The following is an 18,465-nucleotide window of genomic DNA, read 5'->3' as shown; positions in this document are numbered from 1 at the left end:
CATAAAATTTTATAAACATGCTTTTCTATTATGAAACTTTTATTAAATGCATATTTTTGTGTCCCCTAATTTATAAACGCTCGCTCTTAGATAGCAAACTCAACAATTGAGACGTGCTATGCCATTTTTTATTTTTATTATTTTTGCAGGTTATGTAACTAGCATTAACGCTATGCCATTAAATACCCTGCAAATGATTGGCTCACATAACAGCTATAAAAAAACATTAAACGTAGGCGTTAAACATAAATTAAATGATTTAAGCCCCAAGCTAATGGCCCGTATTGATTACGGTCATTCATCTATTATTAAACAGTTAAATAGCGGTGTTCGCCATTTAGAAATTGACGTTTTAAAAGACCCTAATGGTGATTTATACATAAAACCTTGGGCTAATACTTTTGCAACAACGCCTTTGTTTAATGAGTTAGAAAAAAAGCAATTAGCTACTCCTGGATTTAAAGTAATGCACATTCCCGATATTGATGTGCAAAGCCATTGTCTGTTGTTTAGTGGCTGTTTAAATACACTCAAAGCATGGTCTGAGGCAAATCCGCAGCACTTTCCAATTGTTGTAATGCTTAATGTAAAAGAAACACGATCTAATTTAATTTTAGGAACCCAGCCACTTAAATTTACACCGAAAGATTATTATTTACTCGATGAAGTAATTCAAAAATCGTTACCTAACTTATTATTCACGCCAGATGATTTACGCAAAACGCCATTATCTTTAAACCAAACCGTCGTTAAGTTTGGGTGGCCAAGTACATGTGCTTTAGCAGGTAAGTTCATATTCTTATTTGATGGCAATACACAACAATCCGCACTTTATAAACAAAATAGGCCTTCGTTAAAGGGGGCTAGCATGTTTGCTCATTATGATGAAAACCAGCCCGAAGCTGCTTTTATGATTGTGAACAACCCTATACGCGACTTTTATAAAATTCAGCAACTTGTATTAAAAGGCTACATGGTACGTACCCGCGCAGATGCAAATTTAAGTGCCACTAATTCACAACGAACAATGCAGTTTAATGCTGCAAAGAATAGCGGCGCACAAGTAATTTCAACCGACTTTATACCCGGCTCGCCACAGCAGGCGCGCTTTAACTATGTGGTGCAATTTGACGAAGGTCATTTAGTGCGCACAAACCCTTTTATTAATAATCAACTTTAAATTAAAAACCAAGGAAGCATTATGTTGAACAAACCATCTCGTACGCTCTTAGCAACGGCTATAATGAGCTCATTAGGCGTGTCTAATTATGTGTATGCAGAACAATCTGCGCAAACAGAAGTGGAAGAAATTGTTGTACAGGGTTATCGCAACAGTTTGTTAAAAGCAAAAGATTTAAAACGAAATGCTGTGGGCGCACAAGATTCTATTGTGGCTGAAGATATTGCAGATTTTCCCGATCTAAATCTAGCAGACTCACTACAACGTGTACCTGGCATTGCCATAACTCGAGAAGGCGGCGAAGGCCGACAAATTTCGTTACGAGGCTTGGGTCCAAACTTTACACAAGTACAACTCAACGGTATGGAAGCTTTAGGTACATCGTCTTCAGCAATGGATAGCCGAGGTTCAGTAAGTCGCTCTCGCGCTTTTGATTTTAATATATTTGCGTCTGAGTTATTTCAACGCGTTGATGTAAAAAATCATTTTCTGCCGAAATGGATGAAGGCGGCATAGGCGGCACTGTTGGGCTTCATACAGCTAAACCATTTGACTTTGATGGTTTTAATACTGCTCTATCAGGTCAACTTGGCGACAACTCACAAACCGATGATGTTAGCCCACGAGTTGCAGCGCTTATCTCAAATACATGGGATGATAAATTTGGTGCATTATTTTCAATTGCATACAGCAAACGTGATGTAAATGAGCAAGGTTACAATACTTATCGCTGGCGCAAAAAAAATGCATCAGGCTCAGATATATCTGAACTATCAGATGAATTACAAGATAAAATTAACAACGAAGAAGTGAGCTTTTCACGTGGTAGCCGCTATTCATTATTTGAAAACGAACAGGAACGTTTAGGGACGACCCTTGCTCTGCAATATCGCCCAAATAATAACCTTGAATTTAGCTTTGATGCTTTATATGGTGAACTGAATAATGATCGCAGTGAATTCCACTTACAAAACCGAGGCTCAAGCTCAACAGCTCTTGGCTGTACAGGCCCTGCTTATAACAACGAGCAGGTATGCTCAAAGCTCACCACACTTGAAATAAATGAAAATAACGACGCTATCTACTCAGTATACGAAGATGCCGCAATACACTCAGAAAGCCGCAGCCAATATGCAGACACTAAAATAAGCCAATTTGTATTAAAAAGTGACTGGCAAATTACAGAAGATTTAAATATGACCGCTCTCGTGGGGCGCTCAGAAACTAAATTTAATACCGGGAGTGTTAAAGTTTATCTAGAAACATTTGGCGATGAAACAATTGATTACCGCCAAGATGCTTATTATGGTGAAAACACATACGGGTTTGAGCCTACAGACAGTAGTTTATTTCGTTATCACGAAATTGATATATCTGAAGAAGAAATAACTAATACATTCGACTCTGTAAAATTAGATTTTAATTACACACTAAACAATGCTTCAAATATAAAGTTTGGTGTATCTAATAAAAAGTTTGAAAGTGAAAACGGTGAAAGTAAATCTAATAATATTAACCGTAGTGACTGGGAAGATGGTGTACTGGATGACACGGTAGATTCAAGCCTTACATTTACCAATACCGCACACAATAAGCAACAATGGGTAAGTGTTGATGTACTAGGCACTCTAGCGAGTATGAATATCGATCCTAATTTAGATAACCCTGATTTTACCGATAACGTACAAGAAAAAACCTTTGGCGCTTATTTGCAGTACGAAGCTGAATGGGAGCTAGGCTCAGGTTACTTAATGGGTAATGCGGGCGTACGCCATTACGATACAACTACCAATGCTATAGGGTTAATAAATGGAGAAGTAGTTGACGTTGAAAATACCTATTCAGGGTTACTACCCGCTATAAATTTAGTGTGGGATAGTAATAACAGTTTAGTGCTACGTGCAAGTTATGGCGAAAATCTCACCCGCCCTTCACTCGCTGCATTAGTGCCAACAGGTGTGGTACAAAATGATGCCACATCAACCAATGGCCTAAGTATCAGTTCAGGAAACCCAAACCTTAAACCTTATGAATCAGTTAATTTCGACTTTTCAGTTGAATATTACTTTGAAAATATAGGGTATGCAGCCGTAAGTTACTTCCATAAATCTATTGATAATTTCATTATCACCGAAACATATGACATTCCATACAGCCAGACTGGCTACCCTGTTAGTTTATTAGGCGACGTAGACGAAAACGGCAACCCGCAAACTGCAAGTACTGTTTTTACCGTTATTCAGCCACAAAACTTAGATGAAAGTGATATTAGTGGCTGGGAACTGGCTTTTCAACGAGATCTCGACTTTTTACCTGCTCCTTTTAATAACTTAGGTGTTATTGCGAATTATACATTTGCTGATGGTGAAGCGCTGTACCGTAATGTGGGTAACTCAGGTGTTGATCAATATAAATCGTTCCCAGGGCTTTCAGAACACTCTGGTAACTTTACAGTATATTACGATTCTGACTCATGGGGCGCTCGCGTTGCAGCCGCTTATAGAAGTGACTATATTGCAGCGGTACAAGCGGGTAACGGCGATGAAGACGAAAACGGTTTTCATGCCAGCACATACATAGATGCATCTGCTTTTTATCAGGTAAATGAAAAGCTAAAACTCACTATAGAAGCCAGTAACTTAACTAATGAACGAGAAGAGCAATATTCAGACTCTAATAATCGTTTATACAACACAACGGTTAATGGCCGTACTGTTTATTTAGGCGCAAGTTATCGTTTCTAAATTATAAAAATGAGGCTCTATTTTGTGTAGAGCCTCGAATTATTCTTTAGGTATTCACCTAAAAAGACGACTTATAAATTCACTTAATTAAATAAAGCACTCAATGTAAATATATTTTCAATGGCTTTAACAAATATGACTTAACACTACTTTTAATTAATTTGCTGAACAGATTAAGTTACGTTATTTACCAGTGCTTTTATTTAAAGGTTATGGAATCAAAGTTATATAAAATTTTATTGCCTAACTTCAGTTCTTTCCCCCCTTAATCTCTAATGAAATTTTAAAGTGCCGCTGTTACTATTGCCTACCTCCTAAATATTAAAGTAGTTCTGATGGCAGCTAGTTATTCTCTCGATGATTTACGTTACTTTTGCACCATAGTAAAACTGGGTAGCTTTAAAAAAGCATCAGCAAATCTTGATATGTCACTATCAACCTTAAGCCGTAGAATACGTCTATTAGAGCAAGCTCTTCAATTAACGCTACTCAATCGAGATGCTCATCGAGTAACGCTAACGCATACTGGCGAGTTATATTACGATCGCTATCGTAAGTTATTTGACGAGGTGGAGTGTATAGAGCAAGCACTTTGTGATGAGAAAGACCAACCTAAAGGGAAAATCAGGATCTCTGCCCCCATTTACATGGGTAAACACTTTTTAAGTGCCATTTTTTGTGATTTTTTACTGCAGTATCCCAATATTCAACTAGATTTACGCTTTTCAAATAACCTTATTGATATTGAAAAAGAAGGGATTGATATAGCGTTTAGAGTAAGAAACCCTGCCATTGATAATTGGGTTATTAGAGAGCTTAAACTTACTCATAATGTGCTTTGTGCTCACCCAAACCATAGTTCCCAATCTATTACCCATCCAAAACAATTAGAGCAGCACCCAAAAATTACGTGTGTTGGGCTAGTTCCGTGGCAGTTAAAAAACCAGCAAACGCGTGAAGAATACAGTTTTAATCCAAACACGCATGTCCGGTTAGAGGTTGATGAAATTCAAATGATGAAACAAGCCGTTGAGTCTGGTGCAGGCATTAGCTACATTCCTGATTATATAGCATTGCCTCTTATAGAAGCCGCAAAGCTTAAACGTATTCTTCCTGACTGGAAAAGTAACGGGCAGCCATTTTCTATACTTTATCGCGACAGAAAACAAATCCCTTATCGAGTGCGACTGTTAATAGAGCATACATTGCAACACTTTAACGAAAGTTAGCAATGTATGCTTTTAAAAAGAAAGTATTAAAGCTTTAAACGTTTAAAAACTGAGCCTAAGTACAATGACACCTAAAAATGCTGTTGCTAATCCTATCACTTCTTGGCGGGTAAACGACTCTTTTAAAACGATGCGTGAATAGAGCAAAATAATTAAAATGTTCATTCCGGAAATAGCTGAAACAAGTCCTGTATTACCAAGCGAAAACGCCGATATTATTGCCACCATACCCGCCACGTTTGTTAGCCCTATAAGTAACCCGCACGAAAATGTTTTACTCGCAGACCAATACGTATGAGATCGGTCTTGCGCTGCAAGTGCATTTTTACGTTTTACTAACCAACTGACAGCAAAAAGAAAACTCCCAAACCCAAACATAGACGTTAAAGTTGCAAACGTATCTGCCTCGAGAAGTGTTGATTGCTTACCCATTAAATCATTAAATGCGAAGGCAAGTGCAGCGAGTAATCCCCATTGCGCACCTTGTAGATTATTCAACGAAATATCGCTTGAGTAGCGAATGATATAAAGGCCACCAAAAATAATGAAAAAACCAATTAATTGAATTGTTGTTAAGGTCTCCTGCCACAATAAAAAAGCAAATAAAAGGACAAACAGAGGTGTTAATCCAGATAAAATACTAATTAAAGACGCTTTACCAACCGAAAACCCTTTATGCAACAAACCATTAGCAGCAAAAGAGCCAAACCCTAAAGCCAGCCCAACCGTAATGTCTGCCCAGCCATACCACGTGTGCTCAAACACCACAGTACCTAGCGCACTAATAATAAACCCTACAAAAAATACACCGAATAATAATAAGTTACGGTTAATCTTTTTCTGCGACGTCCATTGATACAATACTCCTCGAGCACCAAAAAAACGGTCGCGAGTAATGCAAAAATTATCCACATACAAAAATGATTCCTTTAAAAAATAATGGGGTAACAGTGAGGAGCGATTTAACAACACGTATTAAGTACGAATATCCATTATATTCGCTTTTAAAATTTTATAAATAAGCATTAATGATAAGGTAAATTCCATAAATGGTATTTAAAAATAGCAGGTGAAGATATAACTGCTCAGCGTCACTCTATGTATCATATTTAATAATAAAATAGCTTTGAGCAGTTATTAAAGTGGACTCTAACTGACCTCCTTGAATGGATTTCGGGTATCTTGGTGTGCATCTAGATTACGCATTAAAATAGCGTGATCTAAGTTAACGCTCTCATTTAGCGGAATTTTTACAATATGCCCAGAGCCTTTGGCATCGGTAATACTTTCGCCCTTTTTGTTTTGCATGTATTCAAGTTCAAAAATAATGTTCCCTTGTGGTGTCATCAGTTCAAGTGAATGGCCTGTGCAAAATTTATTTTTTACGTCTATGTTTACTAATCCATTTTCGCAGCGCCCTAGCACTTCACCTACAAATTGCTGCTTAGTAGATACCGAGTGACCGTATTCGTAGTTTTGATAATCTTGGTGGGCATGGCGCTTTAAAAAGCCTTCGGTATAACCACGATGTGCTAAGTTTTCGAGTGTTTTAAATAAGTTAGTATCAAATGGTTTACCCGAAGCCGCATCGTCTATTGCTTGTCGATACACTTGCGCGGTGCGCGCTACATAATAAAATGATTTAGTACGCCCTTCTATTTTTAAACTATGTACACCCATTTTTGTTAACTGCTCTACGTATTGTACGGCGCGTAAATCTTTGGAATTCATAATATACGTACCATGTTCATCCTCGAATGCAGGCATATACTCACCAGGGCGACCTTGTTCCTCTAACATAAATACTTCGCTACTTGGCGCACCTTCACCAAGGGTAGGAATAACCTGTTTCGGATCAATTTTATGCACCATTTCACCGGTTTCGTTTTCAACGCCTGGTTTTACATCGTAATCCCAACGACATGCATTTGTACATGTACCTTGGTTTGGGTCGCGCTTATTTATATAACCCGATAATAAACAGCGCCCCGAATACGCCATACACAGCGCGCCATGCACAAATACTTCAAGTTCGGTGTCAGGGCAGAGTGTGCGTATTTCGGTTATTTCTTCAAGTGATAGCTCCCTTGATAAAATAACACGCTCAACTCCCTGCTTTGCCCAAAATTGTACACTCGCGTAATTTACCGCATTTGCTTGTACCGATAAGTGAACCGGCATGGCAGGCCATTTTTCACGAACAAGCATAATAAGCCCAGGGTCTGACATAATTAGCGCATCAGGTCCCATTGCTATTACCGGCTCAATATCACGTAAATACGATTTAACCTTAGCGTTATGCGGGGCAATATTTGATACCACATAAAACTTTTTATTTAGTGCATGTGCTTCATTAATGCCTATTTGTAAGGTGTCTAGGTCAAACTCATTATTTCGTACACGCAAACTGTAACGGGGCTGACCTGCATACACGGCATCTGCGCCATAAGCAAACGCATAGCGCATATTTTTTAAGCTCCCTGCAGGGCATAACAGTTCAGGTACAAAAGAAGTTAAAGAAGAAACAGTTGGCATGTGCGCTCCATACATCGAACCGAGTATAAGTCGGTTGCATGATTAATTAATTTACAAGCGCGGCATTATAAATCCGACAAGCATTGTGCTTTTGATCAAGATCACAAAACTGCAATCAAACTGGTTTTTAATAAAATTAGGATTTTTCAGCTAAAGCGCGTATAATTCGCGCCCGTTAATATTCACACTTTTACTTATAAATTATTGGAGCATAAAGATGGCTTTAGAGCGTACTTTCTCAATCGTAAAACCAGACGCAGTAGCTAAAAACCACATTGGCGCTATCTACAACCGTTTCGAAACTGCTGGCCTTAAAATCGTTGCAGCTAAAATGGTTCACCTTTCACAAGAGAAAGCTGAAGGTTTCTACGCAGAGCACAGCGAGCGTCCTTTCTTTGGCGCTTTAGTATCTTTCATGACATCTGGCCCAGTAATGGTTACAGTTCTTGAAGGCGAAAACGCTGTTCTTAAAAACCGTGAAATCATGGGTGCTACTAACCCTGCTGAAGCACTAGCTGGTACTTTACGTGCAGACTACGCTGATAGCATCGACGAAAACGCTGTTCACGGTTCTGACGCTGTTGAATCTGCTGCTCGCGAAATCGCGTACTTCTTCTCTGACGAAGAGCTTTGTTCACGTACTCGTTAATTCGAACTCGTTAACAAAATGAAAAGGGCTTTCGGGCCCTTTTTTAGTCATTACGTAAAGTATTCATAAGTACATTTTTGATATTTTACTTAATGATTAAACTGAGTGAATTGTGTACAATTCGTCCTTGTAAATTTTTATCTCCACCGTCACCGATTGAGGTTGTTTCATGACCGAGCAAAAAAAGATTAACTTATTAGATTTAAACCGAGATGCAATGCGCGAGCTATTTGTATCGTTCGGTGAAAAGCCATTTCGTGGCGACCAGGTGATGAAATGGATTTATCATTTTGGCGTAGATAACTTCGACGAAATGAGCAACGTAAATAAAAAGCTTAAAGAAAAGCTTAAAAACGAATGCGAAATTGTTGCACCAGAAATATCTGTACGCCAACAAGCGAGCGACGGCACAATCAAATACGCATTAGTACTTGAAGGCGGCCAAGAAGTAGAAGCTGTGTGGATACCAGAAAAAGAACGTGCAACGTTATGTGTATCTTCACAAGTTGGCTGTGCTTTAGAGTGTACGTTTTGTTCTACCGCGCAACAAGGCTTTAACCGCAACTTAAAAGTATCAGAAATAATTGGCCAAGTATGGCGCGTAGCTAAAGATATTGGCCTTGATGGTAACAGCGAAAAACGCCCTGTTACTAACGTAGTAATGATGGGTATGGGCGAGCCATTACTTAATGTTAAAAACGTAGTACCAGCAATGGAATTAATGATGGACGATTGGGGCTTTGGCTTATCTAAGCGCCGCGTAACATTAAGTACGTCGGGTGCAGTACCTGCACTTGATTTATTAAAAGAGAAGATTGACGTAGCGCTTGCTATTTCACTTCACGCACCAGATAACGCACTGCGTGATATTTTAGTGCCTATTAATAAAAAGTACCCTATTGAAGAGTTTTTAGCAGCATGTCGTCGTTACATTGATGGCTCTAAAGCAAATAAAGACGTAACAATTGAATACGTAATGCTTAACGGCGTTAACGACAGCACTGATCAAGCTCACGAATTAGTTAAAACGTTAAAAGGTACGCCTTGTAAAGTAAACCTTATTCCATTTAACCCGTTCCCTGGTAACGAATACACGCGCTCTAGCAATAGCCGAATTGACCGTTTTTCTAAGGTTTTACAGGCTGCTGGTATTACCTGTATTGTGCGCCGTACTCGAGGCGATGATATTGACGCAGCGTGTGGGCAATTAGCAGGTGATGTAGTTGACCGTACTAAACGTATGGCGAAAAAGAAAATGCGTGATGATAACGCTATTAGCGTTAATATTCAGCAAGCATAAGCCTATAACCACCCTGCCTATAACCACCCTGCGTATATTAGCTGTGCAGGGTGGTTAAGTTGTTTATTTTTAAATAAATGATGCAACACGAAAGGTTTTAGGTAAGATAGGCGCTATGGACAAAAATAAAGAGACAAGGTAATGCGATCTATACTTGCTTTAACACTATCAGCACTTGCCCTAAGTGGCTGTGTTAGTGAAAGTAGTTATAACGGAAGTAACAAACCCGTCGTCAAAAATAAAATTAATAATGCTGGCGCAGCACGCACACGTATAGCTTTAGCCCTCCAGTACTTAAAAGCGGGTAACAACTCGCAAGCAAAATATAATTTAGAACGCGCATCTGAATTTGCCCCTAATTTACCTGAAGTTCACTACTCTCTTGCTTATTATTACCAACAAGTTGGCGAAAATGCTCGTGCAGATAAAGCCTACCAAAAAGCACTTGATATAAAACCAGACGATCCTAATACGTTAAATAACTACGGCGTATTTTTGTGTGGTATTGACGAGTACGACCGCGCAACAGACCAATTTTTAAAAGCCATTGACGTACCTAGCTATATTCGAGTTGCCGAAAGCTACGAAAACTTAGCCTTATGTGCCATTGAGTTTGACGACTTTGAAAATGCCGAAAGCTACTTTAAGCAAGCGCTCAATCATAGCTCGCAACGTACATCTACTTTAATCAGTTTAGCGGCACTGTATTACGCTAAAAGCGATTTACATAAAGCCGGCGAACTTGTAAAGCGATACGATGATACAGGACGTGTATCTTCTCGAGCCCTAATGCTTAGCTACTTAGTTAAAAATAAAATGGGCAGAATAGAAGAGTCGGAAAAAATAGCCGCCACTATTTTACAAACTTACCCAAGCAGTAACGAAGCTTACGCAATAAGAGAAAAGCGCACACACTTTAACGAGTTTGAAATGCTACGCGAAAAATACCGCAAAGCTAAATTAAATGAGTTAAAAGAAGACGACAATGGCGTTCTAGTGGGTGCTAAACCAAAAATAAAAATTGTCAGAAAAAAAAGCGCATCGCCAGATGGCTCAACCAGTTTAGTTACAAAAAACAATCAGCCAACGGCAACACTACCGATAGTAGCCCCTGCAGAAGACGCAAACCCTGTTATTGCCCGAACAGTGCAAACGCAGCCAGCTCAAGCTGCAATAACTAACCAAGCCGATAAAAGCACAAAACAACTAGCAAATGCAGCGCCTACAGTTACAAGCATGGCACCCGCTGCAAAGCCGGCAACAAGTGAAAAAGTATTAACACCAAGTGCACCAACCGATACATCAGCAGTTATGCTAGCACTTACTACTGAGCATGAATCGGCAGATAACATTGTTCCTCAGCCAGAAAGCAAACAAAAAAGCACACCTAAACCGAATGTTTCTTCGACAACGACTGCTAACCCTATGCAAGCTCCTGCGACCACAGATGATGAGGTTAAAATAATTTCATTTGGTGCGCCTAAAGCAGCCAACTTTAACTCACCGCAAACAACGAGTAACGCAACAACTGCACCTGTAAGGTCTGTAAAAGAGGAAGGCGCTGACGTGGTATTTTACGAGACCACTAAAGATGCTGGCGTATTTGATAATGGCGATTATCAAAGTAGCTCAGATATTGAGTTTAAACCGTACGATGCAGTGAAAAAAACAGAGCCGCCAATGCTCAACCCTAAAGTACCCGCTTTGCGAGTACCGTTTCATGTAATTGCTGCTGGCGAAAACCTATTTAGCATTTCGGTGCGATACAATGTTAAACTACAAAAGCTCCTGCAATGGAATGGTTTAAAAGAGTCGGATCGGGTGATGAACGGAAGTAAAATTTACCTAAACGATCCTAATATTTATTACGAAATTAAAGCTGGCGATTCCCTTTACGATATTGCTACCCAGCGGCATGTATTAATTGATGAATTAATGCGATGGAATAAATTAAGTCCTGACATAGCATTAACACCAGGGCATAGACTTTTACTAGTGGATCCAGACTCATACAAATTATGAATGAAGAAAATACGCAAACTCAAAGCGAACAGCCTACGGTAGGCCAAATACTAAAAAAACACCGTGAGCAAGCAAACGTTAGCATAGAAACTATCGCGGCCCCTTTAAAGCTGTCTGAATTACAAGTACAGCGCCTTGAAAACGACGAATTTGCATTACTAGGCCCTATTACGTTTGTAAAAGGGTATATAAAAAACTATTGCCGCGAATTAAAAGTTGATAGCACACCAATAATAGCGATGATGCCTGCGCCGCCTGAGCCTACAAAGCCAGCTAACATGCAAAGTTTTTCGCGTCGCACAGAAAAAGAAGCAAACGATAGCCGCTTAATGTTATTTAGTTACTTAATTTTGGCGATTGTTATTGGCTCATCTGCTTTATGGTTTTGGCAAAACGCGACCCCAATAGAAGAGCAAACCAGCAATATAAATGTCGAGAACTCAAAAATGAGTGAACGCCAAGCTGCGCAGCCCACAGTTTTACAACAAGAGCAGCAAGCCCAAATAGATGACGAATCGTTATTAACGCCGCAAAGCACACTTGCAACTAGCGAAACACTCACGCCACAAACGCCTGTTGAAGCAGCACCAGCTGCACAGCAAGAACAAAGTACAGGTAACCTAAGTACAATTGTAATGAACTTTAACGATGAAAGTTGGGTTGAAATTTACGATGGCGAAGGTGAAAAAGTAGCATTTGGTGTTAAAAAAGCAGGCTACAAAATGACTGTAAGCGGCACCCCTCCTTTTTCTGTTGTGCTTGGTAAGCATGACGTTGTAAGCATTACCCTAAACGGCGAACCTATTGATATTTCAGCGTTCCCTAAAAATCGTTTAGCTAAATTTAAATTACCATTAGCAGAGTAGTCGCTATGTTTTCAGAATCTCCAATTAAACGCAGAAAATCAACCCGCATTAATGTAGGCAACGTACCTATTGGTGATGGTGCCCCTATTGCAGTGCAATCGATGACCAACACCGACACCATGGACGTTGATGCAACCGTTGCACAAATTCAAGCTATACAAGATGCCGGTGCCGACATAGTTCGAGTATCAGTGCCAACTATGGATGCAGCTGAAGCGTTCAAAAGTATAAAAGAGCAAGTAAGTATTCCGCTTGTTGCCGATATTCACTTTGATTATCGCATAGCCTTAAAAGTGGCAAAATATGGCGTAGATTGCTTGCGTATAAACCCAGGTAATATAGGTAGCGAAGAGCGTATTAGAGCCGTAGTTGACTCAGCACGCGAACATAACATTCCTATTCGTATTGGCGTAAACGGTGGCTCACTTGAGCGCGACTTACAAGAAAAATACGGCGAGCCAACACCCGAGGCATTACTCGAATCAGCAATGCGCCATGTAGATATATTACGCCGCCTTGATTTTGATCAGTTTAAAATATCGGTAAAAGCGTCAGACGTATTTTTAGCGGTAGGCGCGTATCGTTTACTGGCTAAAGAAATAGATCAGCCACTGCACTTAGGGATCACTGAAGCTGGCGGCATGCGCTCAGGTTCGGTTAAATCAGCTGTTGGCTTGGGTATGCTACTTGCTGAAGGCATTGGCGATACGCTACGTGTATCTCTTGCTGCCGACCCAGTGCAAGAAATAAAAGTAGGTTTTGATATTTTAAAATCGCTGCGTATACGCTCACGCGGTATTAACTTTATTGCTTGCCCTAGCTGCTCACGCCAAGAATTTGATGTAGTAAGCACCATGAACCAACTTGAAGAACGCCTAGAGGATATTATTGAACCGGTATCGGTTTCGGTAATTGGCTGTGTTGTAAACGGCCCAGGCGAAGCCCTTGTTAGTGATATTGGCCTTGCAGGTGCAAACCGTCGCTCAGGTTTATACATTAATGGCGAACGCCAAAAAGCACGTATAGATAACAATAACATTGTTGACCAACTTGAAGGCTACGTGCGCGACTTTATTGCTCAAAAAGAGCAGCAAACACCTATCGACGTTAAAATCGTCGAATAAATACCGCATAAAGCGCCAAACAGCGGTGTTTGGCGTTTACCTTTATAGCCAGAACGCTATAATAGCGGGTCAATTTTTAGCATTCTTGTTGTGTAAGCATTTTTTTATTACACATAAACAGTAATTAGGATTTATCAGTGGCAAAACAAATTCAGGCAGTTCGCGGTATGAACGATTGTCTGCCGGGCGACACGCAAGTTTGGCAGAAAGTAGAAAACATTTTACGCGAGACAGTAGCTTCGTTCGGTTATCAAGAAATTCGTTTTCCTATTGTAGAATCAACCGATCTATTTAAACGCTCTATTGGTGAAGTTACCGATATAGTAGAAAAAGAAATGTACACCTTTGCCGATCGCAATGGCGATTTGCTAACACTTCGCCCAGAAGGCACTGCAGTGTGTGTACGTGCAGGTAACCAAAATGGCTTACTGTACAACCAAGAGCAGCGCCTATGGTACATGGGTCCAATGTTTCGTCATGAACGCCCGCAAAAAGGTCGTTACCGCCAGTTTCACCAATTTGGTTTAGAAACATTTGGTATTTCCACAGCCGACATAGATGCAGAAGTTATTTTATTAACGGCGCAATTATGGAAAGCGTTTGGTATTAGTGAACACGTTCGTTTAGAACTTAACTCTTTAGGTTCTAACGAAGCGCGCGCCGATTACCGCGATGCATTAGTGGCCTACCTTGAACAACATACTGACGTGCTTGATGAAGATTCAAAACGCCGTATGTATTCAAACCCGTTACGTGTACTTGATAGCAAAAACCCAGACGTTCAAGCAATCTTAGTTGATGCGCCTAAATTGTCTGAGCATTTAGATGCTGAATCAAAAGAACATTTTGAAAATTTATGTGAACGTTTAGACGCAGCTGGCGTCATATACACGGTTAATGAAAAGTTAGTACGTGGTTTAGACTACTACAACCGTACAGTTTTTGAATGGGTGACAGATAGCCTAGGTGCACAAGGTACAGTGTGTGCTGGCGGACGCTACGATGGCTTAGTTGAGCAACTTGGCGGTAAAGCAACGCCCGCAGTTGGTTTTGCTATGGGTCTAGAGCGCTTAGTATTGTTACTACAAGCACTTGAGTGCGTAGGTGACATTCGTCGTAATGCTGATGTATATTTAGCTGCAATGGGCGACAAAGCCAGCATTCAAGCACCTGCTATAGCAGCGCAACTGCGTAGCGACGTACCAGGTTTACGCGTTATGGTTCATGCTGGCGGCGGCAACTTTAAAAAACAATTAAAACGTGCTGATAAAAGCGATGCACTTGTTGCAGTGATTATTGGTGAAGATGAATTAGAAAAAGGCGTTGTGACCATAAAATATTTACGCGAGCGTAAAGAACAAGTCACATTAGAATTAGAACAAGCTAAAGCGCTACTAGCTGAGCTTATAAACGGCTAAGCGAACATTAGAGGTAAGAATGGATATTTATTCAACAGAAGAACAACAAGCAGAAGCCATTAAGCGCTTTTTCCGTGAAAACGGCCTTTCACTTGCGCTAGGTGTAATTGTTGGTTTAGGCGGTTTATATGGCTGGAAAGCATATAACCAAAACCAAATTACTACCGCTGAGCAAGCGTCTGATTCATACACTAAGCTTGTTGAAAGTGATGATGTTTTATCATCTGCAGATACATTTATTAGCGAAAACAAAGATACAAACTACGCAACTTTAGCTGCATTTGTAGCAGCTAAAGATGCTGTAGAAGCGCAAAAGTTAGATGTTGCTAGCGAAAAATTAAGCTGGATAGTATCAAACGTTGAAAACACAGAGTTAAAAGCAATTGCTATTACTCGTTTAGCGCGTATTCAAATTGCTCAAACTAAATATGACGATGCATTATCTACACTAAATGCACCATTACCCGAAGCATTTGATGCAAACGTTGCCGAGCTTAAAGGCGATATTTACACAGAGCAAGGTAATGAAGAACAAGCTCGTACTGCGTATCAAGCTGCAGTAGATGCAGGTGGATTAACAGGTAACCCACTTTTACAAATTAAGTTAGATGACCTAGCAGTAACTAGCCCAGCGGCATAAGGTTTTAGGTATGAGAAAAATAACTACAGCAACGCTTGCCTTATGTATGGCAACATTAATGGGTTGCTCATCAAGCGATGATGAAGACGAACTAGTACTACCTGAAATTGTAAATCAATTTGAAACAGACGTAGTTTGGCAAGAATCAGTGGGTGATGGCGTTGAGCATTATTTCTCTCGTTTATCGCCAGCGGTATATAAAGATACTATTTTTGTTGCCAGCCGCGAAGGCCAAGTAGAAGCGTTATCACTAGCTAATGGCGATGTTAAATGGGAAACCGATGTACGCCAAGATTTATCTATCTGGCCTTGGAGCGACAACGGAACTGCAAAATTATCAGGTGGTATTTTGCAAGCCTATGGTAAAATATACATAGGTTCTGAACATGGCTTTATTATTGCCCTTGACCGCGAAACCGGTAAAGAAGTTTGGCGTAAACAAGTACCAGGCGAATCCCTGTCTAAACCAACAGCAGGTGATGGCCTAATTTTTGTAAATTTAGGCTCTGGTAAATTGTTAGCCCTTCACCCAGATACTGGCGAAGAGCGTTGGAGCTTTGAACAAGAAGTTCCACCACTTACTTTACGCGGCCAAAGCTCACCAACTGTTGCAAACGGTGGTGTATTAGTAGGCCTTGAAACAGGCAAGCTAAGCGTATTAATTTCAGACAGTGGTTACTCAGCATGGAGCGCAGAAATTGCGGTTGCTAAAGGTGCATCAGAATTTGAACGCCTTGTTGACGTAGATACTCAGCCACTTATTAGCGGCCCATACGCCTACGCAATTGCCTACAACGGTAACCTAGCTGCAGTTGATATTCGCTCTGGTAATGTTGTATGGAAACGTGAATACAGCAGCTACCGCGAAATTGCGATGGATTCACAAACTATCTATTTAGTCGATAGCGATGGTGTAATTTACGCATTAGATAAAAATTCAGGTATTGAACGTTGGAGCCAACCCGCTCTACGTGGTTGGTACCTAACAGGTCCTGCAGTTGCAGGTAACCACTTAGCTTTAGGTGACCAAGAAGGTAACCTACATTGGCTTAACAAAGAAACTGGCGAGTTAGTATCTCGCGAAGACTTTGACAGCTCAGGCTTTTTTGTTGAGCCAGTTGTTGCCGACGACAAGCTAATTTTATACACCCGTGATGGTGAAGTTAGTGTGGTAAACATACCTAACTAACTAGCTAACACTTAAAGGTTTTTTGTAAGGCTTCGCACTGCGAAGCCTTTTGTTGTTTTTTAAAGAGGTAGTTTATGCTTCCCGTGATCGCTCTAGTTGGGCGACCCAATGTGGGCAAATCCACATTATTTAACCGTTTAACACGTACTCGTGATGCGCTCGTAGCCGATTTTCCAGGTTTAACACGAGATAGAAAATATGGCCAAGCTAATTACGATGGCTTTGAATTTATCGTGGTAGACACGGGTGGTATTGATGGCTCTGAGGAAGGCATTGAAACAGAAATGGCTGATCAGTCATTACTCGCCATTGAAGAAGCCGATATAGTGTTGTTTTTGGTTGATGCCCGCGTGGGCATGACCGTAGCTGACCAAGCCATTGCTAATCACTTGCGCAAGCAAGAGAAAAAGAGCTTTGTTGTTGCTAACAAAACCGATGGTATTGATGCAGACTCAAACTGTGCTGAGTTTTACCAGTTATCATTAGGTGAAATACACCATATTGCTGCTGCACATGGCCGTGGTATTACATTACTACTTGAGCAAACTCTTCAGCCAGTAATTGCTGAACTAGCTGCACAAGACGAAGATGTAACAGACGATGACGAAAGCCTAATTGACCTTTATCAAGAAGGTGAAGGCGACGATACAGACCATCAAGCATTTGCAGATAAACCTGTAAAACTGGCTATTATCGGCCGCCCTAACGTAGGTAAGTCAACACTTACAAACCGTATACTCGGTGAAGAACGTGTAATTGTATACGATATGCCAGGCACAACCCGCGACTCTATTTATATTCCGATGACTCGTAACGACAAAGAATATATTTTAATAGATACCGCAGGTGTTCGTAAGCGTAAAAAAGTAAGCGACGTAGTTGAAAAGTTTTCAGTAATTAAAACACTTCAAGCGATTGAAGACGCAAACGTTGTACTACTTGTTGTTGATGCTCGCGATGGTATTTCTGATCAAGATTTAAGTTTATTAGGTTTTGCGCTTAACTCAGGTCGTTCATTGGTTATTGCCGTGAACAAATGGGATGGGCTTGATGATTACGTTAAAGACCGTATTAAAACAGAACTCGATCGCCGTTTAGGTTTTATAGACTTTGCACGCTTGCACTTTATATCTGCACTTCATGGTACAGGTGTTGGCCACTTATTTGAGTCGGTTGATGAAGCGTACGAGTCAGCAACTAAGCGTATTAGCACCGCAATGCTTCGCCGTATTATGGACATGGCACAGGCCGATCACCAGCCGCCACTTGTTCGTGGTCGTCGTGTTAAGCTTAAATACGCGCATGCCGGTGGTTATAACCCGCCACGTATTGTAATTCATGGTAACCAAGTTCACGATTTACCAGATAGCTACAAACGCTACCTTATGAACTACTACCGTAAAGCACTTAAAATTATGGGCACCCCAATCAAAATTGAATTTAGAGAAGGTGATAACCCATTTGCAGGGCGTACTAATAAAGTAACGCTTTCGCAAAAACGTAAAATACGTGCCTTTGCAAAAGAAAATCGTAATAAATAAACCGCATAAGCGTTAATTTATTACAAAA

The 18,465-nt window shown here is 40.4% G+C and carries 15 protein-coding genes; 13 read left to right on the top strand and 2 right to left on the bottom strand.

What is annotated here, in order from left to right:
* The first annotated feature begins 118 nt into the window (after positions 1 to 118).
* The 4 genes from ALFOR1_RS17290 to ALFOR1_RS17280 all read left to right on the top strand — a co-directional run bounded on the left by ALFOR1_RS17290 (position 119) and on the right by ALFOR1_RS17280 (position 5,153).
* Positions 119 to 1,180, top strand: a complete 1,062-nt coding sequence (locus ALFOR1_RS17290) for a Ca2+-dependent phosphoinositide-specific phospholipase C (RefSeq protein WP_104643824.1) — start codon at positions 119 to 121, stop codon at positions 1,178 to 1,180.
* A gap of 21 nt (positions 1,181 to 1,201) precedes the next feature.
* Entirely contained in the window at positions 1,202 to 1,696 is a 495-nt protein-coding gene (locus ALFOR1_RS20545) for a TonB-dependent receptor plug domain-containing protein (RefSeq protein ID WP_232007063.1), read from the top strand.
* Positions 1,678 to 3,924: a TonB-dependent receptor gene (locus ALFOR1_RS17285; protein WP_232007062.1), complete on the top strand. Its 2,247-nt coding sequence runs from the start codon at positions 1,678 to 1,680 to the stop codon at positions 3,922 to 3,924. The genes ALFOR1_RS20545 and ALFOR1_RS17285 overlap by 19 nt, the downstream gene beginning before the upstream one ends.
* A gap of 335 nt (positions 3,925 to 4,259) precedes the next feature.
* Entirely contained in the window at positions 4,260 to 5,153 is an 894-nt protein-coding gene (locus tag ALFOR1_RS17280; RefSeq protein WP_104643823.1) for a LysR family transcriptional regulator, read from the top strand.
* A 42-nt stretch (positions 5,154 to 5,195) separates the two neighbouring features.
* On the opposite strand, the gene ALFOR1_RS17275 is transcribed toward ALFOR1_RS17280, so the two are convergent.
* Together ALFOR1_RS17275 and trhP are read right to left on the bottom strand one after the other, a co-directional pair.
* A complete protein-coding gene (locus ALFOR1_RS17275; protein ID WP_232007061.1) occupies positions 5,196 to 6,065 on the bottom strand; it encodes an EamA family transporter in 870 nt (289 codons plus the stop codon).
* 237 nt (positions 6,066 to 6,302) lie between these two features.
* Positions 6,303 to 7,688: a prephenate-dependent tRNA uridine(34) hydroxylase TrhP gene (gene trhP / locus ALFOR1_RS17270; RefSeq protein WP_104643822.1), complete on the bottom strand. Its 1,386-nt coding sequence runs from the start codon at positions 7,686 to 7,688 to the stop codon at positions 6,303 to 6,305.
* A gap of 217 nt (positions 7,689 to 7,905) precedes the next feature.
* On the opposite strand from trhP, the gene ndk reads away from it, so the two are divergent.
* The 9 genes from ndk to der all read left to right on the top strand — a co-directional run bounded on the left by ndk (position 7,906) and on the right by der (position 18,437).
* Positions 7,906 to 8,337: a nucleoside-diphosphate kinase gene (ndk, locus tag ALFOR1_RS17265; protein ID WP_104643821.1), complete on the top strand. Its 432-nt coding sequence runs from the start codon at positions 7,906 to 7,908 to the stop codon at positions 8,335 to 8,337.
* 169 nt (positions 8,338 to 8,506) lie between these two features.
* A complete protein-coding gene (locus ALFOR1_RS17260; RefSeq protein ID WP_104643820.1) occupies positions 8,507 to 9,637 on the top strand; it encodes a bifunctional tRNA (adenosine(37)-C2)-methyltransferase TrmG/ribosomal RNA large subunit methyltransferase RlmN in 1,131 nt (376 codons plus the stop codon).
* Positions 9,638 to 9,778: 141 nt separating this feature from the next.
* Positions 9,779 to 11,659, top strand: coding sequence for a type IV pilus biogenesis/stability protein PilW (gene pilW / locus ALFOR1_RS17255; protein WP_104643819.1), 1,881 nt, complete (start codon positions 9,779 to 9,781; stop codon positions 11,657 to 11,659).
* Complete coding sequence (locus ALFOR1_RS17250; protein WP_104643818.1) at positions 11,656 to 12,525, top strand: RodZ domain-containing protein; 870 nt, start codon at positions 11,656 to 11,658, stop codon at positions 12,523 to 12,525. Before pilW ends, ALFOR1_RS17250 begins: the two co-directional genes overlap by 4 nt.
* A 5-nt stretch (positions 12,526 to 12,530) precedes the next feature.
* Entirely contained in the window at positions 12,531 to 13,649 is a 1,119-nt protein-coding gene (ispG, locus tag ALFOR1_RS17245; RefSeq protein ID WP_058550522.1) for a flavodoxin-dependent (E)-4-hydroxy-3-methylbut-2-enyl-diphosphate synthase, read from the top strand.
* Between the two features lie 137 nt (positions 13,650 to 13,786).
* A complete protein-coding gene (gene hisS, locus ALFOR1_RS17240; protein ID WP_058550521.1) occupies positions 13,787 to 15,067 on the top strand; it encodes a histidine--tRNA ligase in 1,281 nt (426 codons plus the stop codon).
* Positions 15,068 to 15,086: 19 nt separating this feature from the next.
* Positions 15,087 to 15,707, top strand: coding sequence for a YfgM family protein (locus ALFOR1_RS17235; RefSeq protein ID WP_058550520.1), 621 nt, complete (start codon positions 15,087 to 15,089; stop codon positions 15,705 to 15,707).
* 10 nt (positions 15,708 to 15,717) lie between these two features.
* A complete protein-coding gene (gene bamB / locus ALFOR1_RS17230) occupies positions 15,718 to 16,896 on the top strand; it encodes an outer membrane protein assembly factor BamB (protein ID WP_104643817.1) in 1,179 nt (392 codons plus the stop codon).
* A gap of 74 nt (positions 16,897 to 16,970) precedes the next feature.
* The gene (gene der / locus ALFOR1_RS17225) at positions 16,971 to 18,437 is read left to right on the top strand and encodes a ribosome biogenesis GTPase Der (protein WP_058550518.1); all 1,467 of its coding nucleotides are present in this window, start codon (positions 16,971 to 16,973) and stop codon (positions 18,435 to 18,437) included.
* Positions 18,438 to 18,465: the final 28 nt, after the last annotated feature.

It is taken from the genome of Pseudoalteromonas carrageenovora IAM 12662 (assembly GCF_900239935.1).
GTDB lineage: Bacteria > Pseudomonadota > Gammaproteobacteria > Enterobacterales > Alteromonadaceae > Pseudoalteromonas > Pseudoalteromonas carrageenovora.
The sequence above is the reverse complement of the archived record's forward strand: the minus strand, read 5'-3'. Positions and strand labels throughout refer to the sequence as shown.